Origin of the sequence: Bacillus cereus group sp. Bc061, from assembly GCF_027715825.1 — a bacterium.
In the GTDB taxonomy this organism is placed as follows: Bacteria; Bacillota; Bacilli; order Bacillales; family Bacillaceae_G; genus Bacillus_A; species Bacillus_A paranthracis.
In genome coordinates, this window is record NZ_JAQFTZ010000008.1 from 149748 (window position 1) to 176745 (window position 26998).

Sequence of the window (26998 nt, forward strand, 5' to 3'; positions counted from 1 at the left end):
TTAGTTTCCCCCTACAATTTCTCTCAATTTTTCTTCAATCACATGTATGTCATCACCTTGAAGTGGACGTGGATCAATATCAAAGAATCCTTGTCTTACTCCGTAATCACGTGTATAAATCGCGATTTCCCCTTCGCGTAATGCTGTCACAACGTCTTTTGCCGATTTATTTAACTCTTTTTCGTTAATATGAATACGGGCTCTAAAGATTGCTCTTCCCGCTTCATCTTGAACGATCGTTACATTTACACCGTTTAATTCTTTTAGCGGCATAAGTACTTGTAACAACTCTTTTTCTTGCTCACTCTTATCTTCTTTTACTCCGTACTCATCAAGCGCTTGAAGTAAGCCAAATGTTGTTTCTTTCCCAACTTTCATACTTCTTCCGATGCAATGTAATTGCACTTTCAGCCACTCAATATATTTTCGTTTCCCGCCAACAATACCAGAAGTAGGCCCTTCAATTGCTTTTGAACCGCTATAAATGGCAAGGTCTGAATACTTCACATATTTTTGAATATCTTCTTCAGCTGCCGCATCGACGATAAGTGGTACATTATTTCGCTGCGCAACTTCCCATGCTTCTTCAACAGAAATCATATTTTTTTGCACGGCATGATGTGATTTTACATAAAGAATTGCTGCTGTATTTTCACCAATTGCATCTTCAATATGCTCTGCTTTCCCTTCATTTGCGTAGCCAACTTCTACAAGTTTTCCTCCGCCTAAGTAAATCATCGTTTCAACAGGAGCACCGTATTGAACGTTATGACCTTTTAACATAATCACTTCGTTTTTCGCGATGACCTCTTGATGAAGTCTTTCACTTTTACGGCGATTTCCTTCTGTCACAATTGCTGCGATAGAAAGCGCAATTCCGCTCGATGCTGAATTCACAACAACCGCTGCCTCTGCATCTAGAATTCTCGCAATATGATCTCCTGCTTTATCTACTAAATCAGCAATTTCCACATAATTTTGTCCCCCATGTTTCATTGCATCCATAACTGTATCTGTCGGAGCGGATACACCTAAAATACTCATTCTACCGCTCGCATTTATTACTCTTTTTAATCCGTACTTAGCATTCAATGAATAACCCATTGACTACAACCCCTTTCGTATCAATTCTTCTTTCAGCAATGCGCTGATCCCCTTCTGAATCTATTAACGTAATCTTCTCATCTTTCACCGTAAATAAAGTTAAATTTGCAATATCTCCTTCTTGAATACGGCCAAGCTCAGGTTTCTTAAGCCATTCTGCCGCATGTTTCGTCACCGCATCAATCACTTCTTCTAGCGGATAACCTAAGTAAAGGAATTTTGAAAGAACATGAGCCATACTATACACTGGACCGTGCACGCGATTCTTCCGGTAAATATCTGTACTAATTGTATTAAAGGCAATATCGTGACGCTTTGCTGCCTCTGCTACTTTAAAAGAAAAACTAGCATTACCATGCCCAACATCTAAATGAACGCCGCGATTCACTGCTTCTAGTAACACAGGTAGCGGTTTACCTTCTTCATCAAACAAATTATTTTCTTTCCCGTTTAAGTAATGTGTAATAACATCATCTTTTTCTAAAAGAGGTACAACTTCCTCAATGCGAGGAGGCGCTGAACCGATATGTACCATAATCGGTAATGATGTTTCACGTGATAAAGAGCGCGCTACATGCAGCGGTTCAATTCCACTATCACAAACGACGCTTTTACTCATTCTCGCCTTTAACCCAACGATTACATCTTTATACTTTTCTACTGCTTCTATTACTTTCTCTTTATCGATCCATTCCATATTGGATAATTCATCAATTCGTTTCAAACCGATGCGAGAAATATTTAAAAAGGCAAATAAATTCGTTTTCGCCTGCTCTCTACTTTTTACTAAATCTGCAATACGATCAGCTCCGCAGCTACCCGCATCAACAATTGTCGTTACCCCTTGTTTAACGCCAATTTCATCCACCTCATCGCCATACGGATCAAACTCTGGAAAAGCATGAACGTGCAAATCAATCCAGCCACTCGATACGTAAGTACCCGAGTAATCACGAACCTTTCCACCCTCGCCAGCACCTGCTTTCGTCACCTGTGCGATTTTATTATTTTCAATTACAATGTCAATCTCTTCCCCGTTCACACGTTTCACATTACGTAGTACGAATCGTTCTGTCATTGTACTTCACCCTTTTCTATAAGAAGCCATAAGAATACGCTTACATTAAAATTTCATTTTATATATCTTTCACACGTTTAGCGTAACACAAAAAAAGGGAGAAGTAAATATAACGTTATAATGTTTAAATTTAAATAAAAAGATGCTGCTCCAAAACGGAACAACCTCTTTTTCTATTCCTGAACCGTCACAATAACCCCGTCCATATTGTTTCCCGAAATTTCATACTGCTTATTCACCGGAACATTCACTTTCATGTTTCCGGAAACTTTATAATAAGAAACCGTATATTGCTTACCTTCCACATCGGTTGTGATTTCTTTTTGCTCTTTTAAGAAGTCTAAGTATTCCTCTAATGTAATTTTCTTTTTTTGCATAATTGCACTATGAGGTAGGCCGACATAACGGATGTGCCATGGCTCATATTGAATGCCTGTAATGTTACTTTTATTTTTCGGATAGCGTAAAACAAATCCGTGCTTCCATACGTTCTCTTCAATCCATTTTCCTTCAGGCGCTTTTTCCATTTTCTTTTGCGTTGAACCAACGTCCAGTGATAACCCTAAATTATGTTCACTATATCCTGCTGGGAGTGCATAATCAGATCCCATTTTTTCATATAGCTGTCTTTGCTCTTGGAAATCTCGATAGCCGCTATTCATTAAGAAATGTTGTACGCCATCTTTTCCAGCCGCATCGACAACGTTCAAAAACTTTTTTACAACATCCTTTGATAAACGAAGATTTCTATCAAATATTACGTAGCCTCTCACTAATTCACTATTATGATTTACATTTATAATATCAGACCTAATGCTATCTTTTTTTAGTGGATAATCTTTGTTAACTAATAATAGATTCCCTTTATAAATTTCTTCTTTTGTAATCTCTACCTTTTCCATATTTGCATTCTTTATTGCACTATTTTCCTCGCCGATTTTCACATCAATTTCTTTTTGAAATAACGGTGATATATATAAGCCTACACAGATTGTGCATGCGATAAAAAGAGAAATAAATACCCACTTTTTCATTTCTAGTTCCTCCTTAACATAACTTACGTATAGAATAGAAAAAACTATTAAAATAAAAAGTGGGGTAAAGTTTAAATTTTTATTAAATTGTAACGTTCTCGGCTTTTGGCAATCGCACTTCAAACATTGTTCTAACTACATTACTTTCAGCAGAAATCGTCCCGTTATGCTGTTCAACAATATTTTTCGCAATAAATAGCCCAAGGCCTGTCCCGCCACGGTTTTCTGACCTCGATTTATCACCTGTATAAAACATATCAAAAAGATACGGTAAGTCCTCTTCTGGAATGCTATCTCCGTAATTCATAACTTGTACAACAACTTCTCCATTATCGATATACCCATTCAGATCAACAAATTGCCCATCATATCCGTAACGAACAGCATTTGTTAACAAGTTTTCAAATACTCTAGCTAACAATTTCCCATCACCGTTAATCGGCAAATGCGGATCAACATTCAATCTAGCTTCTAAATGGTGTTTCTCTAATAACGGATACAATTCCTCTTCTAGCTGTATAAGCAGTTCACTTATATCAATCGGCTTTTTATTTAGTTGTAACATGCCATAATTCATACGTGTAATTTCAAATAACTCATCAATTAAACTTTCGAGCCTTTGCGATTTCGTATATGCAATTGTAGAGAAATGTTTAATTTGTTCTTTTGTTAAATTTTCATCTTTAAGAATTAAATCTAAATAACCTAACACAGATGTTAACGGCGTTCTTAAATCATGAGCTAAGTTTACAACGAGCTGATCTTTACTACTTTCAGCAAAGTCTCCTCTTTCCACCGCTTCTTTTAACTTTTCACTCGCAACATTTATTTCACGCGCGATGTCTCCAAATTCATCATTTGATGAAACTTGAACTCTATTCGTAAAGTTACCGTTCGCAAGATGATGAATCCCGTTAGAAATCTCACTAAAATACTTTAAATACGGTTTTGTCAAAAAGAAGAAAAAGATAATAGACAACGGGATAAAGAAAATTAAAAAGAAGTTAATGTCTCCAAATTCCCTTACGATTGACCTAAATTGTGCTAAAGGCTCTTCATAGCGAACCATCGTTTTATAATACAACTGCAATCCTTTATAAATTATATAAGTTACAGTTGCAGCGAACACCATACTTAACGCAAATAAGGCAATCATTTTAAATCGAAAGCTTTTCATCATGTTATCCATTGAAAGTATACCCTACTCCCCACACTGTTTTTATTAGCTTATCTTTTCTTTTATCTTCCCCAAGTTTTTTCCGCAACGTACGAATATGTACCATAACTGTATTTCCGCCTTCATAATAATCATCTGCCCATACTTGCTGAAAAATATTTTCCACATTGTATACTTTCTTCGGGTGACTCGCTAATAAATATAAAATATCAAACTCTTTCGGTGTTAATTCAACTTGTTCTCCGTACACATTTACTGTTCTTCGCTCAGGATCAATCACGACCCCGCCTACCTCTAAAGCAGATTTATTCTCCGCTACTTTCGGCTGATTTAACGTAAGAAACCTACGTAATTGTGCATTTACACGTGCAACTAATTCAATCGGTGTAAAAGGTTTCGTCATATAATCATCTGCACCTAATACAAGACCTGTCACCTTATCAAAATCAGACGTTTTCGCACTTAAGAAAATGATTGGCATATGATGCTTCGCACGAATTTGGCGCGTCACTTCATACCCATCCATTTTCGGCATCATAATATCTAAAACCACTAAATCGATTGGCTGCGTTTCAATAATATGAATTGCCTCTTCTCCATCAGCTGCTTTCACGACGTGGTACCCTTCTTTTTCTAAATGTATCTCAATTAAATCAGCAATTTCTGCCTCATCATCCGCTATTAAAATGGAAATGCGCTTCATTTTACTCCCCCTTTATACGCTCGATTGTAAACTAGTCTATCCAATTTGTACAATAAGAAAAGGCTACTCGCGGGAGTAACCTTAGTAAATGAAATTATATCGACGATTTTCCAAATATATCGAACACAACTTGAATTATATCGACGATTTTTTTATTATATCGACGTTTCGACAAGGAATATCGACTTACCGACAATTAACGACGAAATTCGCCTACTATTTTAAAGACTCAACCTACCGCTCAAACACAATCCGCTGCTTCGTGATTTCCGCCAGCCTTCCGCGATCTACTTCATACTCAGCATCAACGCTTTGCGGCACCATCACTTTCCCTCCCTCAAGCATCACTTGCGGTGAAATAATATCCTTCTCCCAATGTCTACTAGAAGCGGATATATCGCCTGGAATCGTAAAGTTAGGCAGTGAGGCAAGGGCAACATTTTGTGCTCTTGAAATCCCCATCTCTACCATACCGCCGCACCAAACTGGTATGTTATGCTCCATACAATAATTATGGATTTGGATTGATTCTGTTAATCCGCCCACTCGCCCTGGTTTAATGTTAACGATTTGACAACTGCCAAGTGTAATCGCAACACGCGCATCTTCTAAACTATGGATACTTTCGTCCAAACAAATTGGCGTTTCTATTTTCTTTTGCAACTGTGCATGATCAAGAAAATCGTAATCCGCTAGCGGTTGCTCAATCATCATCAATTGGAATTCATCTAGTCGTTTCAGACTCTCCGTATCCGCTAATGTATACGCTGAATTCGCATCAGCCATTAACGGGATATGCGGAAACTCTTTACGAATTTCTTTCAATAACTCATAATCATGCTCTGGCTTTATTTTCACTTTAAAACGCTCGTATCCTTCTTCCGCGTACTTCTCGATTTGTTTTAACATAACCGGAATCGTATTAAGCCCAATTACAACACCAACTTCAATTTCAGCTTTCGTTCCGCCAAGCAATGTCGCTAATGATTTCTTTTGACGCTTCGCATATAAATCCCAAACAGCCCCTTCAATTCCGGCCTTTGCCATTCGGTTTCTTTTTATATGCTGGAACAAACTTGGCACTTCATTCGGATGAGAAATTTCAGCCTTTAATAAATCCGGTAATAAAAAGTCTTGCAGTACATGCAGCGCCGTCTTCACTGTTTCTTCCGTATACCACGGTTCAGAAAAAGCAACGACTTCCCCAAATCCAATGTACCCGTCCGTATCTTCTAATTCAATGACGATACTCTCACGCTTTTCATACGTTCCGTAGCTTGCAGCAAACGGGATGACGAGTGGCATTTCCGTTATATGAAGTGTCGCTTTTTTTATCTCCACTTACATCTCCTCCACTAATTGTCTTAACTCTCGTCTTAACAATTTTTTCGAAGCATTTCGTGGTAATTCCTCTAAGAACCACGCTTTTTTCGGCACTTTATATTTCGCTAATTTCTCCTCGCAAAAGTGAAGAATTTCTTCTTCTGTTACCTCTCCACTTTTTACAACAAAAGCAGCGGGTACTTGTCCCCATTTATCATCAGTCATACCGACAACACCAGCTTCCGCTACCGCCGGATGAGAAAGTAACACTTCTTCAATTTGAGCTGGATATATATTCTCTCCGCCAGAAATAATTAAATCACTGCGGCGATCTAATACGTATAAAAATCCTTCTTCGTCTAAATAACCGAGGTCGCCAGTATGAAGCCATCCGTTTTGAATTGTCTCACGCGTCGCATCTTCACGGTTAAAGTAACCACCTGTTACGTTCGGTCCTTTTACTACGATTTCGCCTTCTGTAAACGCCGGCACTACTACGCCATCTTTTTCAATACGCAGTTGGCACTGAAATAGTGGTTTTCCAGCTGACCCTACTTTCGTTAACATATAATCTGCGGATAACGTACAAATTTGCGAAGACGTTTCTGTCATACCGTACGTTTGATATACAGGAATCCCTTTATCAACACACGTTTCTAATAACGGTTTCGGCGCTGGTCCTCCGCCAAGTAACATACATCGTAAAGAAGATGGATATGTCTCTGCCCCAAGTCGCTCTAATAAATCAGTTAACATTTTAGAAACGACAGAAATAATCGTTACACCTCTCGTTTGAAGTGCTTTATGAATAAAATCAGCATCATATTTCGGAACGAGTAAAATGCGCATGCCGTACATAATATTTTTCATTAAAAGAGATAGCCCGCCAACGTGGAACATCGGCATACAAGCTAACCAGCAATCATCATCACGAAGTCCTAAATTAAGCGAAGAACCAACCGCGCTTGCCCAATGATTGCCGTACGTTAAAATAACGCCTTTCGGTTTGCCTGTCGTCCCTGACGTATAAATAATTGTCATCGCTTCTTTTAAAGAGAATTCTTCTTGTATAGGGGCTTCCTCTTTTGGTCCATTCATTATGTCGGTGAATGAATACACAGGAACATCTTTAGCCTCAAAATCTTGATCCGTCACTAAACAAATAACTTCAGCATCATCCATTTGCCAAAGTAGCTCTTCTCTTGAAAGACGCGTATTTAAAAGCACAGCTACTGCACCTACGTACGATAGGGCGTGAATAACTGTAATCATCTCCATACCATTTTTCATCAGAACAGCCACCTTTTGCCCACGCTTCACTCTTATATGTGTGAGGTGTTCACAAACAGATACTACTTTTTCATGCAGCTGCATAAAAGTAACTTTCTCTTCCTCTATTTCAATTGCAGTGCGATCTGGTGTTAAAAATGCACGTTGCATTAACCAATTTGGCATCGTCTCCATCATTCATTCTCCTTTCATGAAAGAAAGAGACTTGATATGACATCAAGTCTCTTAGTTGTTTTGTTTCCGGTTTGACCTTATCCAGCTGCGCCTCCTAGCCCCTTCCGTCTAAGAACCTTCCGCACAAGAAAGTAAAAAACACTTTCTGTGCGAAAGAACCTTAGCCAACGGGGCTAAACAGTCGGCTCCGCTTTTAAAACATCCAGCTACAGCGGCTAGAACAGTCGGTCGTTTCACGCCTTCCTACGAGGCAAAAAGCGCCTCTACGTCAGGAGTTCCAACGCCCTCGTGTTCTAAGTGAGCCGCTTTCGCTTTTGATCTCATCCAGCTACAGCGGCTAGAACAGTCGGTCGTTTCACTTCTTCCTACGAGGCAAAAAGCGCCTCTACGTCAGAAGCTCCATCCCCCTCACATTCTGAACGAGCTGCTTCCGCTTTTGGTTTGATCACGGGAAACGAGGGAATTGACCGAAGTCTGGACGGCGTTTTTCTTTGAACGCGTCGCGACCTTCTTTTGCTTCGTCAGTTGTGTAGTACAATAACGTTGCATCTCCAGCTAGTTGTTGAATACCAGCTAGACCGTCTGTGTCTGCGTTGAATGCAGCTTTTAGGAAACGAAGTGCCATTGGGCTGTTTGCTAAAATTTCTTCTGCCCATTGTACTGTTTCTGCTTCAAGTTGTTCTAATGGTACTACTGTATTTACTAAGCCCATATCAAGCGCTTCTTGCGCGTTGTATTGACGGCATAGGTACCAAATTTCGCGAGCTTTCTTGTGGCCTACCATACGAGCTAAGTAACCAGCTCCGTATCCACCGTCAAAGCTTCCTACTTTAGGACCTGTTTGTCCGAATACAGCGTTGTCTGCAGCGATTGTTAAGTCACATACGATATGAAGTACGTGCCCACCACCGATTGCATAACCTGCTACCATTGCGATAACTGGTTTAGGAATTGCGCGAATTAGACGTTGTAAGTCTAATACGTTTAGACGTGGGATTTGGTCGTCACCTACATATCCACCATGACCGCGAACTTTTTGGTCGCCGCCAGAACAGAATGCACGTCCACCTTCACCTGTTAAAATGATAACGCCAACATTTGCATCATCACGAGCATGTGCAAAAGCGTCGATTAACTCCATTACCGTTTTAGGACGGAATGCGTTATGTACTTCAGGGCGGTTAATCGAAATCTTTGCGATACCATTGTATGTTGAATAAATAATATCTTCGTAATTGCCTTCTTTTACCCATTCAATAGCCATTACAACTACCTCCTTGTATATTTCTGATCTCCTCTATAAGTGTAACTTCATTCTTAACTGAAAAAAGCATCACTGCATAGTTTTTAGAAATCCCTTTACTATTGTATCAAACTTTTCCGGTTGTTCCACATGAATTGCATGGCCAGCACCATCAATTTTGACAAATTTCGCGTCAGAGACGCATTTTTCGATATTTTTTAATATACGAAAGAACTTTTCATCATGCTCACCGTTCATTAAAAGAACAGGAATTTTTAAGTTTTGCAGCTCATTCCACCATGAAGGCTGAGCCCCTGTTCCCATGCCGCGCAAGCTATTTGCGAGCCCTTTTGGATTGTTAGCAAGTCGTTCTTTTCGCACTGCTTCTTGTACGTTTTGTGCTAAACGTTTTTGCGTTTCAAACAGCGGAATATTTTCCCACATCGATACAAAACTTTCGATGCCTTCTCGCTCAATTTTTTGAGCAAGTCGCTCATCTTTTTCACAGCGTTCTTTTCGCTCATCTTCCCTTTCAAGCCCAGCTGTACAATTTTCTAATAAAAGAGAGCGTACATATTCTGGATATAGACACGCCATTGTAATCGCCAGTCTACCGCCCATTGAATAGCCAAGTATGTGCGCCTTTTCAATATGAAGGTAATCTAGTAGTTCTTTCATTTGCAACGCTACATTTCGAATATCATAATGCGTCACATCTTCAGGACTTTCCGTTTTTCCGTGCCCAACAATATCTACTAAAATGACTTGAAATTGCTCACTCCAAGAAGGAACGAAGGAACGCCACGTCTCCATGCTTCCCGTAAAACCATGAAGAAGTAGAAGTGGTTCCCCGCTTCCGACTACTTCATATTCATACGATACACCTTGCAGCGTTACGTTCATTTTGATTCACCTTGCAACGATGTAGTAATTACGTCCTGTGTTTTTGCCCATAACGTACGGTGCAACGTTAAGTTTTCATCACGGTTCGTACAAATTTCCACAACGTGTAAACCTTCTGTCGTTGTTCCTTTTTGTACTTCTTCTCGGAATTGCTCCCAGCCATTTACACGGCTAAATGAACCACCGTACATGTTGACAACATGCTCATAATCAAGGCCAATCGGTGTTCCAAATAACGATTCGAAATGTTCCTTTTTCTCATACTGTGGTAAGAATGAGAAAATACCGCCACCGTCATTATTTACAACGACAATCGTTATGTTTAATTCATGTAATTTTGCGGCTAGTAGTCCATTTAAATCGTGATAGAATGATAAATCACCAATCACTAATACAAGTGGATCGCAAATCATGCTCGCTCCTAAAGCTGTCGAAATGATCCCATCAATCCCATTTACACCGCGATTTGCCATTACTTGAATGTCTTTATCCGATGTGAAGAAGAAAGAATCTGTATCACGAATTGGCATACTATTACTTGCAAATAACGTTGCCCCTTCTGGTAATACGCGGACAATATCTGTAATGACTCTTCCTTCAAATGCCGTATCATATGTTTCCATTTCACGAAGCGTTTCCTTCGTTTTTTCGTTTATATGTTGCCACATTTGGGACCAATCATTCTTTTTCATAACTGGCATTTTTTCTATTAGTGCACTGCAAAATGCAATATCACTCGCTTGGACAACTTCTGTTGCAACGAGAGCCGGATCTCTCCATTGTCCAGATTCGTCAACAACGATATGAACGGCTTTCGTCTGTTTTTTAATGAATTGCGTTAATGCTTTCGAAACAGGCATACCACCGAAGCGAATTAAAACGTCCGGCTTCCACGTTTCTTTTAACAATTCATTTCGTAAAAATGTATCGTAACAGTCAATTACCATCGTTTTGTCGTGGTGCCCGCTACGAATGTTAGAAAGTGGATCCGCTAATATTGGATATCCCGTTTTTTCAGCTAGTTGCGTTGCAAACGTTGCGATTTCTGAATGACTATCATCCCCACAAATAATAAGCCCCTTTTCCATATGTGAAAGGCGCCCTACAAGAGAATCTACATATTCACTCGGCATCACCGCGTTCCCTCGCTGAACTACTCCTGTATATTCTCCGCGTCCTTTATCCCATAAACTTTCTAATGAGAAGTCCGGGATAAGCGGTTCGCGAACCGGAAAATTAAGATGAACAGGTCCTTGCGGTGCTAAAAGCGCGCTTGCTATCGTGCGCTGCGTTGTCATGCGAGCGTAATGATACATCGCCTCATTCGCTTCTGGAAGTGCCATCTCTGTAAATTGCTTCACAAACGTGCCGTATAAATTAATTTGATTCATCGCTTGTGGTGCACCGACATCTCTTAATTCATGCGGTCTATCTGCCGTTAAGACGATAAGCGGCACTCGCGAATGAAAAGCTTCACATACAGCTGGATAGTAGTTCGCTGCAGCCGTTCCTGACGTACATAATAATGCAACAGGACGTTTTTTCGCTTTTGCAATACCGAGCGCAAAAAATCCTGCAGATCTTTCATCTACATGTAAATATGTGTTCATTCCTTCATGTTGTTCCATTAGTAGAGCAATCGGCGTTGACCGTGAGCCTGGACTAATGACAACATCACATACATTTAGACGCGTCAGTTCATCCACGAACGCGCCTAAATAATATGATAATGCTTCTATATGATTGTTCATTTCATTAATTCCTCCAAAGCACCAAGCATCGGTCTAAACTTCAAACTTGTTTCTTCATATTCAAGTTGCGGTACTGAATCAATTACAATCCCGCAACCGGCAAATAAGGATGCTTTCTCTCCATTTAATAATCCGCAGCGAAGTGCAACCGCAAATTCACCATTTCCTTCATCATCTATCCAGCCAATCGGTGCACCATATAATCCTCTGTCTAACAATTCAACATCACGAATTAGTTTCATCGCTTCTAAACGAGGTGTCCCGCCAAGAGCTGGTGTTGGATGTAATTCTTCTACCATCGTTAAAAGACTCGCGTCGCCTTTTGCCTCTACAGGCGTATATAAATGAATTAAGTTTTTCGTTGTTAATAGACCTGGACTTTCCGGAATATTAACGGATTCGCAGTGCTCATTTAATACTCCTCGAATCATGTTCACAACATAACCGTGTTCAGCTAAATTCTTTTCATCATGAAGAAGCGCATCACTATTTCGCTTACTTTCTTCTATAGATTGACCATGACCAGTTGAACCAGCAAGACACATTGAAGTAAACTTCTCATCTTCTTTGCGAATTAACCTCTCTGGCGTCGCTCCTAAGAAGCATGCCCCTTTATAATCAAAAGAAAATACGTAACAATCTGGTTGCCCAATGCGAAGTGCTTCTAAAACAAGCGCAGAATCAATATGATGATCCATCTCTACTTTTAGCTCCCTCGCTAATACAACCTTCTGCACGTTCCCCTGCTTCATCTCATCTTGCACTTTCTCAATGGACTTCATCCAGCCTTTCGGATCCACTTCTACTTTAGAAGTAACTGTTAATTTCGATCCTTCTAGTGCACATTTACTCTCCTCAAAAATTTTCTCTTCTAAAGAAACAATTTCGTTATAAAGAGTTTCTGCACAATCTGTTGCTGAAACGAATGTATTCATTGTTAACCATGCTTTTTCATTTTTTACAGTTAATAAAAATGCCGGTAGTGAAAATGTCGTATCATCAAATTCTTTCCATAAATCTGTTTTCTCTTTTTCTTGGTCAAATGAAAATCCACCAAATAAAAGAGGACCTGTTCCAAATTCGTATCTTTCTCTTTGTACAAATGCTTTCTCTTTTACTTTATCCCACTCGTCACGAGCAGTTTGAAAGCGTTTGTGAGAAGCAGTTGCTATAGTGAAAACAGAACCAATTCCAGCAAATATTACATGCTGAGCTGGGTCTGCAAAATAACATCTATTTTCGAATGAGATCCTTTTTCCTGCTGCATAAAACAGAAGTGGATCCATCCAGTCTATTTTTTTTACAAAACTAACCAATATTTTTTCATCAGTTGCATGCTTAATGGCTGCACTTAGAACTTCCTGCAAGCCTTTTTGTTTCGTTTGAATCACAATTGTCTCCCCCCTATGGGCGAAAAATAGTCATAATTACGCTTGATTTTAAGATACACCTCAAACGAAAGGCCTGTCAACGTTTAGCATTTCTGAGAAATTCACCTTCTCTTCCTAGAAAATAAACGTTGACACTAAATGATGCTTTTTCTACACTTAGTTGTGTACAATATGTGACCAAAGGAGGATTCAACATGGAAATGAACGTCGAAACGAATTCCTCTCCTACGGCGCCAAAGCCAAGCAAGCAAACAGGCTGGCGCATTTGGTGGAGTTTACTACGTCCCCATACATTAACAGCAGCTTTCGTTCCTGTTTTCATCGGAACAGCCTATGCAATGCAGGTCGGAGGTATAAATCAAATACATCTCCCTCTTTTCCTTATAATGCTTCTTGCTTGTCTTCTCATTCAGGCAGCAACAAACATGTTTAATGAATACTTTGATTATAAAAGAGGACTTGATCACGAAGGTTCAGTTGGTATCGGCGGCGCTATCGTTCGCGATGGCATTCAGCCAAAAACAGTGCTTAACTTAGCATTTGGATTTTTCGGCATCGCAATACTATTAGGTGTTTATATTTGTATGAATTCTAGCTGGTGGCTTGCTGCAATCGGTCTTGTTTGTATGGCCGTTGCTTACCTTTATACAGGCGGTCCACTTCCAATTGCCTATACACCATTTGGAGAGTTAACAGCCGGATTATTTATGGGTGTCATTATTATCGGGATTTCATTCTTTATTCAAACTGGAACTGTAACATCAGAAGTCGTTTTACTATCTATTCCAAGCTCCATTTTAATTGGTGCCATTTTACTAGCTAATAACATCCGTGACTTAGATGGCGATAAAGAAAACGGTCGTAAAACGTTAGCCATTCTCGTTGGACGCGAGCGAGCGGTCGGTGTACTTGCTTCTATGTTCATCGTTTCCTACATTTGGACAATTGCTTTAATTATCGTGGGCATTGTATCACCATGGATGCTTATCGTATTTTTAAGTGCACCGAAAGCATTTAAAGCGACGAAAGGCTTTATCGGCAAAAGCATTCCAATGGAAATGGTACCTGCGATGATAGCAACAGCAAAAACAAATACAATCTTCGGTCTCCTCATGGGAATCGGATTATTACTTGGATATTTCCTTTAAAAGGAGCTGCTAATGCGGCTCCTTTTTCATATACCAATTTCAGCTCATAATTCCTACTCGCAACGCTCATACTATGTAAAGAAACTGAATTGTAGGAAGGTGGACGACTATGTTAACTCCACAACAAATAAATCAATTTAAATCCGTTTTAGAAAAACAAAAACAAGAACTAGAGCAAACGATACAAACACACGAAAATGAAGATCGTGCATCTGAACGTGAATCTGTTGGAGAATTATCTAGCTACGATAACCATCCGGCTGATATGGCAACAGAGCTATATGAACGTGAAAAAGACTTCGGGCTTATTGAACTTTGGCATAAACAGCTTGAGGACACGAAACACGCCTTACAAAAAATAGAAGCGGGTACGTACGGCATTTGCGAAGTGTCTGGCGAAGAAATTCCATTTGAAAGATTAGAAGCAATGCCGACTGCTACAACATGCATCCAGCACGCGACAAATAAGTTAAATATGAATACACGACCAGTCGAAGAAGAAGTGTTATCTCCTTCTTTCCACAAACATGATGAAGATCGTTCTGTTGAATATGATGCAGAAGATGCATGGCAAGATGTTGCCAATTACGGAACATCTGAAACACCATCTGATTTAGAAAGACAAGATTCGAAAAACTATAACGGCATGTACGTAAATAGTGAAGAAAACGTAGGCTACGTAGAGGATTTTGAAAACTTTATCGGTACAGATATGTATGGAAAAAATCCGCAAGTTTTCGCTACGGAAGAACATGAAGAATATGAGCAAATGCTTGATGACTTTGAAGAGCGTACCTTTAAGGGCGAATTATCTTCAAATGAGTCGAGTTCCAAAGAATAAAAAAAAGCATTCCGAAAATCGGAATGCTTTTTATCGCTAGCTAATTAGTTTTTTGTAACGTTAGCAGCTTGTGGTCCACGGTTACCTTCAACGATTTCGAAAGAAACTTCTTGACCTTCTTCTAAAGTTTTGAATCCGTCACCTTGGATAGCTGAGAAGTGAACGAATACATCGTCTCCACCTTCAACTTCGATGAAACCGAAACCTTTTTCGCTGTTGAACCATTTAACTTTACCTGTTTGCATGTCATGTACCTCCTAAATAAAAATGAAACTATGAATCCACATGAAAAGGTGGATATAAAGGACATGAATGTATAACAAGCTTACAGCCTTTAATTCAACGTGCTTTATTTCCGTACCACATTATGTAGCTCAATAGTGACTTCACTATATCACGCTATATCCAAAACGTCAAATGAGAACACTTTCATTCCATTATTTTTTTATAATTTTAATATAATGTTGAACTTCCATATTCATATTTTATTGGAAAATTAACAAAACTATAGTGTTCTAATTCTAATAATTTCTGTACAATATAATTACTACATATTTATGAGGTGAAAAAAATGCAAGCACATGAAATCGAGTATAAATTATACGGCGATGATATGCAGTTTGTTGAAATTGAGTTAGACCCAGAAGAAAGCGTTATTGCAGAAGCTGGCGCAATGATGATGATGGAAGATTACATCGAAATGGAAACAATCTTCGGTGATGGTTCTGGACCATCTGGAGGTTTATTCGGAAAGTTAATGGGCGCTGGTAAGCGTCTCGTTACAGGGGAAAGCATGTTTATGACTGTATTTACAAATACGGGTCACGGCAAGCGTCACGTATCCTTTGCTGCTCCTTATCCGGGTAAAATTATTCCTGTAGATTTAACAGAATATCAAGGGAAAGTAGTTTGTCAAAAAGATGCGTTTCTTTGTGCCGCAAAAGGCGTTTCTATCGGCATTGAGTTTACGAAAAAAATAGGAACTGGTTTCTTCGGTGGTGAAGGTTTCATCATGCAAAAACTTGAAGGTGATGGACTTGCTTTCATGCATGCAGGCGGAACTGTATACAAACGTGAATTAAAGCCTGGCGAAAAACTTCGCATTGATACAGGTTGTCTCGTTGCCATGACAAAAGACGTTAACTACGATGTCGAGTTCGTTGGAAAAGTAAAAACAGCTCTATTTGGCGGCGAAGGTTTATTCTTCGCAACGTTAGAAGGACCTGGAACAGTTTGGATTCAGTCCTTAACACTTAGCCGCTTAGCAGCACGTCTGACAAGCCCAGCAGCGCAAAGCACTGGTGAAGGTAGTGTTTTAGGTGGACTTGGTCGTTTATTAGATGGAAAAGAGTAAATAGGGCCCTTATAGGGCTCTTTTTATTTAGGTGGACTATACAAACCACTTCGAATCATATAATACTCCATCACTTCGTTAAGCCACGCCTCTTCTCCTTGAAAACTCACCAATTGAATAGCCTTCTCTTTTGCTTATCTTACACTCCTCCTAACAGTATGTTTACAAAAATCATACTCCCTCACGTAACTGTAGTTTCAAGGTTTTTTTCTAAAAGAATGAATCAAGTCCCTCACTGCATATATTGAACTATACCTTTTCTTAAGGAGGCTCCCTTAATGCGTACTCCTTTATCCTTTGATAAAGATACTGCCATACTGTTAGCTTCTTGTTGTGAGTTAACGTATGAACAATATAAACAAAATGGGATTTTTGAAATACCAGATGGTTTTCAATATGTACAAGGCTTTCAAGGAAAAACCATTCAAACGACAGAATGGTTCGGATTCATACTAGAATCTGAGGATACCGTTATTGTAGCTTTTCGCGGAACACAAACAGATACAGACTGGATTATCGATTCACTCGTTAACCAAAAACCATACCCATATGCTTTAAATAGCGGAAATGTCCATAACGGCTTTCTTTCCATTTATGAGTCTTGCCGGGATTCTATTATGGATATGCTCGTATCACTACCAGCCCATAAAAAACTTCTTGCAACAGGTCATAGCTTAGGCGGCGCGCTCGCTACACTACATATACTAGATGCGCGTATCAATACCGCCTTCGCACAGTACGGTCTGTATACATTTGCCTCCCCAAAAGTGGGAGATATTGCATTTCGTAATTATTATAAACTGCAAGTAGCTAGTAGCTTTCGCTTTGTTAATTTATTTGATGTCGTTCCTCTTCTTCCTCCCCGCAACGTCCATTTTAATGAACAAGACTGGGAATATGCACACGTTCATCACAACATGACTTTTACAAAAAACACAAAATCTATTACAAATAATCATGCCATGACAACATACAAAACATGTCTGACTTCTCATTTTTAACCAGTAAACAATTGGAAATTAAATATCCTTATACTATAATAATATATGAATTTACTTTTGGATGAGGGGACCTTACATGCTAAAATTTATCTTTGCACTTTTTCTCATTGTAATTTTTACGTTTACAGGTTTCTTTACATTTTCATACTTTGCGACAGGAGAATATGATGGAACAGGTATCATATATACTGCGATCCCATTTCTTTCTTAAGCAAAAAAGAAAACCGAGCTTAATAAGTTTAAGCTCGGTTTATTTATCAGTGTCATTTTTTGTCGGTAAATCGATATATCTTAAAAATCGCTGATATATCTTAAAAATCGCCGATATAAATTTCATATAATCTTTTCCAACGTAGCAATCTCTTTAAATTTGCGTAACTGTATTACCAATACCCCAAATCTCATTACTATACTGTAAAATCGTTCGATCGCTCGCAAAATGACCAGATTGTGCAATATTTAAAATCGACATTTCGAGCCACTTCGTTCGGTTCTCATAAGCTCTACCAACAGCTTCTTGCTTTTCCGCATATGGGCCAAAATCTCGCAGAACGAAATATTCATCATTTTGAATAACAAGAGAATCGTAAATTGCTTCAAATTCAGCTCCCGACTGTGCAAAGAAACCATTCGTTAGCTGATCTACTACCTTTTTAATGTGCCCATTGTGGTGATAATAATCACTTGCACGATATCCACCATTTTGATAGTAATGAAGAACCTCTTCGGCCGTTAAACCGAAAATGAAACAGTTATCATCACCGACTCTATCTTTTATTTCAATATTCGCTCCGTCTAACGTGCCGAGCGTAATCGCACCATTCATCATAAATTTCATATTGCCTGTTCCAGATGCTTCTTTACTCGCTGTTGAAATTTGTTCACTTACATCGGCCGCTGGGAATATATCTTCCGCTACAGACACTCGATAGTTTTCTAGAAAGATAACTTTCATATATTGGCTTACGTACGGATCGTTATTCACTTTCCTTGCAAGTTCATTTATTAATTTAATAATTTTTTTCGCATAGTAATAGCCAGGTGATGCTTTCGCTCCAAAAATAAAAGTACGCGGATAAAATGTAAAACTAGCATCCTCTTTCAAACGGTTATACAAATATAAAATATGAAGAACATTTAATAATTGTCGCTTGTAAGCATGTAGCCTTTTTACTTGCACATCAAAAATAGAATTAGGATCAATTGTAATCCCCATTGTATGATGAATGCGCGCTGCTAAAATCTCTTTACGCTCTTGTTTTACCTCTGCAAATTTCTCTTGGAAACTCGCATCGTATTGAACTAATTGTAGCTCTTGAAGCTTAATCGGTTCTTTCTTCCACTCTGTTCCAATCGCCTCTGAAATAAGGTTCGTCAGCTGCGGATTCGCCTTCATTAACCAGCGTCTATGAGCGATTCCATTCGTTTTATTATTAAACTTATCTGGATAAAACTCATAAAACAATCGCATTTCACGCTGTTTTAAAATCTCCGTATGAATTTTTGCTACACCGTTTACACTATGGCTACCGACAATTGCTAAATGAGCCATTTTCACAAGATCATGCGCAATAATCGCCATCTCTTCAATGCGATGCCATTCATACGGATAACGTTCCCAAAGTTCATGACAGAAACGTTCATTAATCTCTTCAATAATCATATAAATTCTCGGTAATAACGGTTTAAAAATGTGAATTGGCCACTTTTCAAGAGCTTCTGATAACGTCGTATGATTCGTATAAGAAATCGTTTGCGTTGTTATGTGCCAAGCTTCTTCCCATGCTAGTTTTTCTTCATCTAATAAAATACGCATCAGTTCTGGAATCGCCAAAACTGGATGGGTATCATTAATATGAATCGCAATTTTCTCATGTAATTGACGAAGGTCACCATATCTTTCTCTATGCATACGAACGATATTTTGCAAGCTTGCTGATACGAGGAAATACTGTTGTTTCAAACGAAGTATTTTCCCCTCATCATGCGTATCATCTGGATATAAAAACTCCGATACCGCCTCTGTTTCACGCTTATATTTCAAAATATCTTTGCAATTTTGTGGGAAAGGAACTGGTTCCGCATTCCAAAGTCTAAGTGTATTTACAGTACTCGTCTCATAACCTACTACTGGAACGTCATATGGTACGGCCATAATTACTTCTGCATTTGTATGCCTGAATTCTAAACGCCCATCAATGTAGAGCGGTTCAACATTGCCGAAATAACTTACTTCTACAGCTTGATCATGCCTTCTTACTTCCCATACATTTTCATGAAGAAGCCACTGTTCTGGAAATTCAACTTGATAACCATCAACAATTTTTTGATCAAATAAGCCGTGTTTGTAACGAATTCCGCACCCATGACCTGGTAAGTTTAAAGATGCAAGTGAATCAAGGAAACAGGCTGCTAACCGTCCAAGTCCACCATTTCCAAGACCTGCATCTGCTTCCACCTCTTCTAATTGTTGCAACGAAATTCCAAGCTCAGAAAGCCCTTTCTCACATACATCCTTGATGCCTAAATTTAATATGTTACTTCCAAGCAAACGCCCAAGTAAAAACTCAATGGATAAGTAATACATTTGCTTTCGCTCTCCAGACCGATAACTTTCATTCGTTGCAATCCATTGACTATTCATATACTCACGTACCATGTACCCAAGCGTATTGTATTGATCACGAGTTGTAGATTCTTTGAAACTTTTACCATACATCGTCTCTAACTTTTCTAGAAAAGCTGATTTGAAACTTTCAACATGAGTAAACATCTCTTCACCACCTACATGTTATTCCATGAGACTTTTATACAATTTTTTATAAGCAAGGGCTGATTTTTCCCAGCTATAATCTTCAGTCATTGCTTGTTTTACAAGCTGCTCCCATACCGGTTTATCATGATAAAATTCAATTGCACGACGAACAGTGTGTAACATGTCATGTGCATTAAAGTTCGTGAAACTGAAACCATTTCCTTCTCCAGTTTCTTCGTCATAAGATTGTACCGTATCATTTAATCCGCCTGTCTCTCTTACAATTGGAATCGTACCGTACGCTAATGCGATAAGTTGTCCAAGTCCACACGGTTCAAACAGTGATGGCATTAAGAATAAATCACTTCCCGCATATACTTGGTGAGCTAATTCTTCATTAAAACCGATGTACACTTTTACCTTCTCAGGATACTCATATGCCATCCACTCGAAGAATTGTTCATATTCCGAATCACCTGATCCTAAAATAATACATTGTACATCTTCTTCCATTATTTCACGGAATACAGTACGTACTAAATCAAGACCTTTTTGCTTCGTTAATCTCGTTACCATTGAAATAATCGGCGTATCTTCTTTTTCCGGCAAACCAAAATAACGCTGCAACGCGCGTTTATTTTCATTCTTTTCATATAATGAATCTGCATCGTACTGAGCAGTAATATACGAATCCGTTTCTGGATTATACACGCTCGTATCAATTCCATTTACAATGCCACTAAGCTTACCATTATATTTTCGCAACAATCCATCTAACTTCTCACCGAAAAATTCATATTGAATTTCTTCTTTATATGTCGGGCTAACTGCTGTAATTTGATCAGAAGCGATAATACCGCCCTTCATAAAGTTCACATTTCCATAAAACTCTAACTGCTCACTATGAAAATATTCATCACCAAGTTCTAGCAAGTCGTACATCACTTCAGGAGGAAATACACCTTGGAACTGCAAGTTATGAATCGTATATACTGTTTTAATATGCTCATATAATGGGTTATCTTGATACTTTTCACGTAGTAAGAAATTGACCATAGCTGTATGCCAATCGTGGCTATGAAGAACATCCACTTCAAAATCAAGATGAGGAATACACTCTAAAACTGCTTTCGAAAAATAAGAAAAACGCTCTCCGTCATCATAATGACCATACAGAGAATCCCTCTTAAAATAATATTCATTATCTATTAAGTAATACGTAATCCCGTCTTGCTCACCTTTTAAAATTCCGCAATATTGATTTCTCCAGCCAAGCGGGACGTTAATTACTTTATGTAGCGTACATCCGTCCCTTAATTTTTGCGGAATAAGACTATAATTCGGGAGTATAATGCGAACTTCCACACCTAATTTTTTTAGCTCTTTTGGGAGCGCACCTGCTACATCAGCTAATCCTCCCGATTTAACAAATGGTACACATTCTGATACTGCAAATAAAATATTCACTTGTTGTCCCACTGCACGAAAAGCTTATACTACTTCCCTTGCAGCTTCCTCCCTTCGAGTTTTCATTTAAATTAAAACTTGAATCAGTGGAGGAAAAACCCCCACTGATTTCTTAAGAATAACTATTAATCGTACTGTTTTGAACGCTTCCTTTTTCTACAACGTATGGCTCATCGGCGTTTCCTTTTAAGACAACACCGTCACCAATTTTCACATCTTTATCAATAATAACACCGTCTATTATACAATTATCTCCAATTTGGCTCTTTTGCATAATAATGCTATTACGAACAATTGAACCTTTTCCAATTTTAACAGAACGGGAGACAACGCTATTTTCTACTTCACCTTCAATAATACTGCCGTTTGCAATCATTGTGTTTTTCACAGCTGCACCCTTTACATAACGAGTTGGTGGTTCATCTTTTACTTTCGTAAAGATCGGTGCTTCTTTCTTAAATAGTTGCTTCCAAATAGCAGGTTGCAAAATTTCTAAGCTATGTTTATAGTAACTTTCAATCGAATCAATAATAGCTACATATCCTGTATGCTCATATGTAGCAATATGTAGTGATTTTCCGCGCTTTTCTCTCACTACATCGAATAAGCTATATTGCTCCACATCTTTATATGACTCAAATAAATCTAACAATAATTGTTTCTTTAACACGTATGTTTGAAGCGAAACCCCTTCATGGCAAACTTCCGTAATATCAGCTGCCGTATGTATATGTCGCTCTAACACTGCTTGAAAATGTAATGCTGTTACGAGATGGCTATTCGTAATCACGACGTACTCTTCTCTGCTTCTTAGAAAATAATCAATATGTCTTCTAAAATGTGCAAAAGATCCAAATTCATCTTGATCACATTGGCAATTTGGCGGGAATAAAAACAGTCCGTCTCGTTTTCTATCTAAATCCCACTGTTTGCCTGAACCAACGTGATCCATTAGTGAACGGTTTTTATGGCTTGTAAAAACTGCCACACTATGAATATTAGAATTCACCATATTTGAAAGCATGAAATCAATGAGTCGATAACGGCCCCCAAACGGTAACGCCGCTAGTGAACGATGCCCTGTTACTTTCTTTAAGGAAGGAAAACTTCCCGTTGCATTAATAATTCCTAACATTTTTTCTCCCATTCATTTCATCCCCCTTTTCTATTTCCCTTCAGCAATGAGTACTACATCGTCAACATTTTTTTCCGGACGAATAATTGTTCCATCTTCAATAACCATTTCCGATCCAACAATTGCCCTTTCAATCACAACATTTTTGCCAATCTTCGCTCCTGGCATAACGACAGAATCAATAACCATACTACCTTCTTCCACCGTCACCCCTTGGAATAATACAGAATGCTTCACGTCCCCTTCGATGACGCATCCTTCGTTAATAAGTGATTCTTCTACTCTTGCCTTTTCAGCAATATATTGAGGCGGTTCGTTTGGATTAACAGAATAAATACGCCAGTCACGGTCGTTTAAATTCAGTGATGTTTCATCGCGCAGTAAATCCATATTCGCTTCCCATAAGCTCTTCACTGTACCAACATCTTTCCAATATCCTTCAAACGGATACGCCATTAGCTTCTTCCCTTCATCTAATAAAAGCGGAAGCACATCTTTTCCGAAATCATTACTAGATTCAGGGTTTCTTGCATCCATTTCTAAATACTCTTTCAAAATCGCCCAGTTAAAAATATAAATTCCCATTGATGCAAGATTACTTCTTGGAAATTGCGGTTTCTCCTCAAATTCAACAATCTCCATCTCTTCGTTCGTATTCATAATGCCAAAGCGACTCGCTTCATCCCAAGGCACTTCAATAACAGAAATGGAAACGTCCGCTTCTTTCTCAATATGGTAATCTAGCATTTTACTGTAATCCATTTTATAAATATGGTCACCTGATAAAATGAGAACATACTCTGGTTCATATTGACTTAAATAGTTTAAGTTTTGATAAATGGCACTTGCCGTACCTGTGTACCACTTCACACCCGAAGACTCCGCATAAGGAGGTAATACTGTGACTCCACCGCTTACTCGGTCTAAATCCCACGCATTGCCAATTCCGATATAATTATGAAGTTCTAGCGGTTGATATTGCGTTAAAATCCCAACCGTTTCAATACCAGAATTCGCGCAGTTACTTAGCGTAAAATCAATAATGCGATATTTACCACCAAATGGAACAGCTGGCTTGGCTAAATTTTTTGTTAATGCACTTAATCGACTACCTTTTCCCCCTGCTAGTAACATTGCTACGCACTTTTGTTTTTGAGCCATCTTGTTTTTTGCTCCCCTTTCTCGTCTTCACTGGTCGTAATATGGATACGCCAAATGGTGGAATTGTAATTTCTACATGTGCTGCTTGATTATGAAACGGTTCTTGAATCGCCTTCAGACGTTTCTTATTTACTTGCCCTGATCCGCCATATTGCTCAGCATCACTGTTTAAAATCTCGTTATAATACTCAAAATCTGGTACACCTACTTTATAGTTTTCATATGTAGCTTTCGTAAAATTACATACGACAACTAACGCATCTTCTTGTTTATCCCCTTGGCGGATAAAAGAGAAAATACTTTGCTCATTATTATTAGCATCAATCCACTGAAAACCTTCAGGCGAATGATCAAGCTGCCAAAGTGGTTTGGAGCGCTTATACAATGCTATGAGCTCTTTAAAGTAATCATGCATATAACGATGCATTTCAAAATCATGTAAATTCCAATCTAAATCTTCAAGGTCTTTCCACTCATCAAACTGCCCGAATTCTCCTCCCATGAAAAGTAATTTCTTTCCTGGGTGAGTAAAGAAATATCCATATAATAAACGAAGTTGAGCAAACTTATCCCAGTAGTCTCCTGGCATTTTATTTAATAACGACTTTTTCCCATGAACGACTTCATCATGAGAAAGCGGTAATATGAAATTTTCAGAGTAAGCATATAGTAAAGAGAACGTCATTTTATCATGAATATATTTTCTATACTCTGGCGCACATTCCATATATTTCAGCACGTCATTCATCCAGCCCATATTCCATTTGTAATTGAATCCAAGCCCACCTTCATACGTTGGAGCTGTTACAAGTGGCCAAGCTGTTGAATCCTCTGCTGTCATAAGAAAATCTTCATCCTCTGCAAACACAGCTTCATTTAACTCTCGTAAAAATGAAACAGCGTGCTCATTACTTTGCTCTTGTCCTTCTTTATTCCAGTACAGCATGTTCGCAACTGCATCTACCCTGAAACCATCAATATGGAAATATCTCATCCAAAATAACGCATTTGAAATTAAGAAATTACGTACTTCCCTCTTTCCTAAATCAAAGTTGACAGTTCCCCATACTGGATTTTCTTGCACATCTTTATCTTTATATTCATAAGTCGGTGTCCCATCAAACAAATATAAACCGTGAGCATCTTTACAAAAATGCCCCGGCACCCAATCTAAAATGACACCGATTCCATATTTATGACATTCATCGACAAAATGCATCAAATCATGTGGTGTGCCGAATCTACTCGTTGCTGCATAATATCCCGTTCCTTGATATCCCCAAGAACGATCATATGGATGCTCAACAAGCGGCATAATTTCAATATGTGTAAATTGATGTTCCACCACATAAGGAATGAGTTCTTCTGCCATTTCCCTGTAAGAGTACAGTGTTCCATCTTCTTTCTTTTTCCAAGAACCGAAATGTAATTCATAAACTGTCATCGCTTCTTTATAAACCGATTTTTTCTTTTTCTTACGACTCCAGTTTTTATCATTCCATTCGTATCCCTTTATATCAAAAACTACAGATGCCGTATTCGGTCTTACTTCTGCATACACAGCATACGGATCTGCCTTAAGAATGACATCACCAGCCATCGTTTCAATCGCATATTTATATATTTCTCTTTCTTCTATATGCGGTATAAATAGGGACCAAATTCCCTCTTCTGTCACTTGCAGCATCTTATGTTGCTCATAATCCCATTCATTAAAATCTCCAACAACACTCATTGCTTTCGCATGAGGAGCCCATACTGTAAATCGTACACCTCGCATCTCATCTTCCGTCACAATATGTGCGCCAAAGATGTTATAACTGTCATAGTACTTTTCTGTATGAAACTCATCTCGTTTCACTTCTTCACAATTTATTACACTCAATATGCTCACCTCACTAAGATGACAGAATTTTTTATACTTTACCAATTCTGCGAAAAACTGAAATATCCTTGTTAATTTATAAAAAATATACGTTTTTTTCTTAAAAATGTTGAATTTTTTTCACATTTCTATATAAAATATCGAATTTTGACGAATATTCATTGAAAACGCTTCATTTTTCACTAGTCTTTCATCTTACTATTTATTTCTCAACCTCTATTTTATTAGCTTCATCCTCTTTTTCATCCTATTTTCCACTTAAAATCGCAACAAAATAATCTGTCATAAAAAAATGTTTCTCAACATTTTTCGTCACAATTGTATTGAAATGGAAAATTTATAAGCATATACTTGTTCTCAATAAAGAACACCGACTTTTCGTAACTATAATTCATAGCGGACTACTATGTTTACTTATTTATCCTTGTTACGAACAGTCGCTATAAAAATTTAATTAGGGGGCTTTCTTATGTCATTAAAACAAAAGGTTGGAATGGGAGTTGTCACAGCAACGCTTGGCTTATCCCTTACATTCGGCGGTGTATTCGCCTACTTCAGTGATTCAGAAACATCTAGTAACTCATTTCAAGCTGGAACACTAGACCTTTCTATTAATCCAAGTGTAATTGTTAATGTGAAAGATTTAAAACCAGGTGACTTTATTGAAAAAAATTTCACACTTGAAAATAAAGGATCATTGGATATTGCAAAAGTAGCACTTGAAACATCCTATGAAGTTACAGATGCAAAGAAAAATAATGATGGTGAAGATTTAGGCGATCACATCATCGTCAAATTTTTAGTGAATGATGGAAAGCCATCTAATCCAAACGATGATCATGAAATTTTGTGGGAAACAAAACTATCAGAATTAAAAACTATGAAACCTGAAGATGTGGCTACTTCTCTAGAACGTCATAACTTAATAGACGGTATTAAATCTGGTGAAACAGATTATTTACACGTGCTCTTCTCCTTCGAAGACAACGAACAAGATCAAAATAAATTCCAGGGTGATTCCTTACAGCTAAACTGGACATTCCATGCAGAGCAAACACCAGGCACGGAAAAATAATTTTT

At 38.4% G+C, this 26998-nt stretch carries 23 protein-coding genes; 6 read left to right on the plus strand and 17 right to left on the minus strand.

What is annotated here, in order from left to right:
• The 11 genes from PDQ40_RS21835 to PDQ40_RS21885 all read right to left on the minus strand — a co-directional run bounded on the left by PDQ40_RS21835 (position 1) and on the right by PDQ40_RS21885 (position 13171).
• Positions 1–1104 (minus strand): DgaE family pyridoxal phosphate-dependent ammonia lyase, encoded by a 1104-nt coding sequence (locus PDQ40_RS21835; protein WP_000542376.1) that lies wholly within the window; start codon positions 1102–1104, stop codon positions 1–3.
• Positions 1082–2182, minus strand: coding sequence for an amidohydrolase/deacetylase family metallohydrolase (locus PDQ40_RS21840; RefSeq protein WP_061131975.1), 1101 nt, complete (start codon positions 2180–2182; stop codon positions 1082–1084). Before PDQ40_RS21840 ends, PDQ40_RS21835 begins: the two co-directional genes overlap by 23 nt.
• 173 nt (positions 2183–2355) lie before the next feature.
• Entirely contained in the window at positions 2356–3216 is an 861-nt protein-coding gene (locus PDQ40_RS21845) for a M15 family metallopeptidase (RefSeq protein ID WP_073541032.1), read from the minus strand.
• An 82-nt stretch (positions 3217–3298) separates the two neighbouring features.
• Positions 3299–4405: a sensor histidine kinase gene (locus tag PDQ40_RS21850; RefSeq protein ID WP_214328369.1), complete on the minus strand. Its 1107-nt coding sequence runs from the start codon at positions 4403–4405 to the stop codon at positions 3299–3301.
• Positions 4398–5096: a response regulator transcription factor gene (locus PDQ40_RS21855; RefSeq protein WP_000822491.1), complete on the minus strand. Its 699-nt coding sequence runs from the start codon at positions 5094–5096 to the stop codon at positions 4398–4400. The genes PDQ40_RS21850 and PDQ40_RS21855 overlap by 8 nt, the downstream gene beginning before the upstream one ends.
• A gap of 234 nt (positions 5097–5330) precedes the next feature.
• The gene (gene menC, locus PDQ40_RS21860; protein WP_214328387.1) at positions 5331–6437 is read right to left on the minus strand and encodes an o-succinylbenzoate synthase; all 1107 of its coding nucleotides are present in this window, start codon (positions 6435–6437) and stop codon (positions 5331–5333) included.
• A complete protein-coding gene (locus tag PDQ40_RS21865; protein ID WP_214328389.1) occupies positions 6438–7883 on the minus strand; it encodes an o-succinylbenzoate--CoA ligase in 1446 nt (481 codons plus the stop codon).
• A 445-nt stretch (positions 7884–8328) separates the two neighbouring features.
• Positions 8329–9147 carry a 1,4-dihydroxy-2-naphthoyl-CoA synthase gene (gene menB / locus PDQ40_RS21870; RefSeq protein ID WP_000963874.1) on the minus strand — a complete coding sequence of 273 codons (819 nt, stop codon included), beginning with the start codon at positions 9145–9147 and terminating at the stop codon, positions 8329–8331.
• A 69-nt stretch (positions 9148–9216) separates the two neighbouring features.
• Complete coding sequence (menH, locus tag PDQ40_RS21875) at positions 9217–10029, minus strand: 2-succinyl-6-hydroxy-2,4-cyclohexadiene-1-carboxylate synthase (RefSeq protein WP_214328391.1); 813 nt, start codon at positions 10027–10029, stop codon at positions 9217–9219.
• Positions 10026–11780 (minus strand): 2-succinyl-5-enolpyruvyl-6-hydroxy-3-cyclohexene-1-carboxylic-acid synthase, encoded by a 1755-nt coding sequence (gene menD / locus PDQ40_RS21880; protein WP_086707347.1) that lies wholly within the window; start codon positions 11778–11780, stop codon positions 10026–10028. The genes menH and menD overlap by 4 nt, the downstream gene beginning before the upstream one ends.
• On the minus strand, positions 11777–13171 hold the full coding sequence (locus tag PDQ40_RS21885; RefSeq protein WP_000616745.1) for an isochorismate synthase: 1395 nt from the start codon (positions 13169–13171) through the stop codon (positions 11777–11779). The genes menD and PDQ40_RS21885 overlap by 4 nt, the downstream gene beginning before the upstream one ends.
• Before the next feature lie 194 nt (positions 13172–13365).
• On the opposite strand from PDQ40_RS21885, the gene PDQ40_RS21890 reads away from it, so the two are divergent.
• Both PDQ40_RS21890 and PDQ40_RS21895 read left to right on the plus strand, forming a co-directional pair.
• Entirely contained in the window at positions 13366–14319 is a 954-nt protein-coding gene (locus PDQ40_RS21890; RefSeq protein ID WP_000425747.1) for a 1,4-dihydroxy-2-naphthoate polyprenyltransferase, read from the plus strand.
• 109 nt (positions 14320–14428) lie between these two features.
• On the plus strand, positions 14429–15160 hold the full coding sequence (locus PDQ40_RS21895; RefSeq protein ID WP_000957376.1) for a yteA family sporulation protein: 732 nt from the start codon (positions 14429–14431) through the stop codon (positions 15158–15160).
• A gap of 44 nt (positions 15161–15204) precedes the next feature.
• Here PDQ40_RS21895 and cspD read toward each other — a convergent pair whose 3' ends face one another.
• Complete coding sequence (gene cspD / locus PDQ40_RS21900; RefSeq protein WP_001193054.1) at positions 15205–15405, minus strand: cold-shock protein CspD; 201 nt, start codon at positions 15403–15405, stop codon at positions 15205–15207.
• A gap of 326 nt (positions 15406–15731) precedes the next feature.
• Between cspD and PDQ40_RS21905 the strand changes: the two genes are divergently transcribed.
• From PDQ40_RS21905 to PDQ40_RS21915, 3 genes are all read left to right on the plus strand, one after another.
• On the plus strand, positions 15732–16514 hold the full coding sequence (locus PDQ40_RS21905) for a TIGR00266 family protein (protein WP_001147837.1): 783 nt from the start codon (positions 15732–15734) through the stop codon (positions 16512–16514).
• 278 nt (positions 16515–16792) lie between these two features.
• Positions 16793–17515, plus strand: coding sequence for a lipase family protein (locus PDQ40_RS21910; protein WP_001260124.1), 723 nt, complete (start codon positions 16793–16795; stop codon positions 17513–17515).
• A 76-nt stretch (positions 17516–17591) separates the two neighbouring features.
• Positions 17592–17726 carry a hypothetical protein gene (locus tag PDQ40_RS21915; RefSeq protein WP_000911070.1) on the plus strand — a complete coding sequence of 45 codons (135 nt, stop codon included), beginning with the start codon at positions 17592–17594 and terminating at the stop codon, positions 17724–17726.
• Positions 17727–17879: 153 nt separating this feature from the next.
• On the opposite strand, the gene glgP is transcribed toward PDQ40_RS21915, so the two are convergent.
• From glgP to glgB, 5 genes are all read right to left on the minus strand, one after another.
• Positions 17880–20288 (minus strand): glycogen phosphorylase, encoded by a 2409-nt coding sequence (gene glgP / locus PDQ40_RS21920; RefSeq protein ID WP_270691634.1) that lies wholly within the window; start codon positions 20286–20288, stop codon positions 17880–17882.
• A gap of 18 nt (positions 20289–20306) precedes the next feature.
• Complete coding sequence (gene glgA, locus PDQ40_RS21925) at positions 20307–21737, minus strand: glycogen synthase GlgA (RefSeq protein ID WP_002163487.1); 1431 nt, start codon at positions 21735–21737, stop codon at positions 20307–20309.
• A gap of 112 nt (positions 21738–21849) precedes the next feature.
• The gene (gene glgD, locus PDQ40_RS21930) at positions 21850–22884 is read right to left on the minus strand and encodes a glucose-1-phosphate adenylyltransferase subunit GlgD (RefSeq protein WP_000504146.1); all 1035 of its coding nucleotides are present in this window, start codon (positions 22882–22884) and stop codon (positions 21850–21852) included.
• A gap of 18 nt (positions 22885–22902) precedes the next feature.
• Positions 22903–24033 (minus strand): glucose-1-phosphate adenylyltransferase, encoded by a 1131-nt coding sequence (gene glgC, locus PDQ40_RS21935; protein WP_000057612.1) that lies wholly within the window; start codon positions 24031–24033, stop codon positions 22903–22905.
• The gene (glgB, locus tag PDQ40_RS21940) at positions 23981–25918 is read right to left on the minus strand and encodes a 1,4-alpha-glucan branching protein GlgB (protein ID WP_000111372.1); all 1938 of its coding nucleotides are present in this window, start codon (positions 25916–25918) and stop codon (positions 23981–23983) included. The genes glgC and glgB overlap by 53 nt, the downstream gene beginning before the upstream one ends.
• Positions 25919–26387: 469 nt before the next feature.
• On the opposite strand from glgB, the gene PDQ40_RS21945 reads away from it, so the two are divergent.
• Positions 26388–26993: a CalY family protein gene (locus tag PDQ40_RS21945; RefSeq protein WP_000053954.1), complete on the plus strand. Its 606-nt coding sequence runs from the start codon at positions 26388–26390 to the stop codon at positions 26991–26993.
• Positions 26994–26998: the final 5 nt, after the last annotated feature.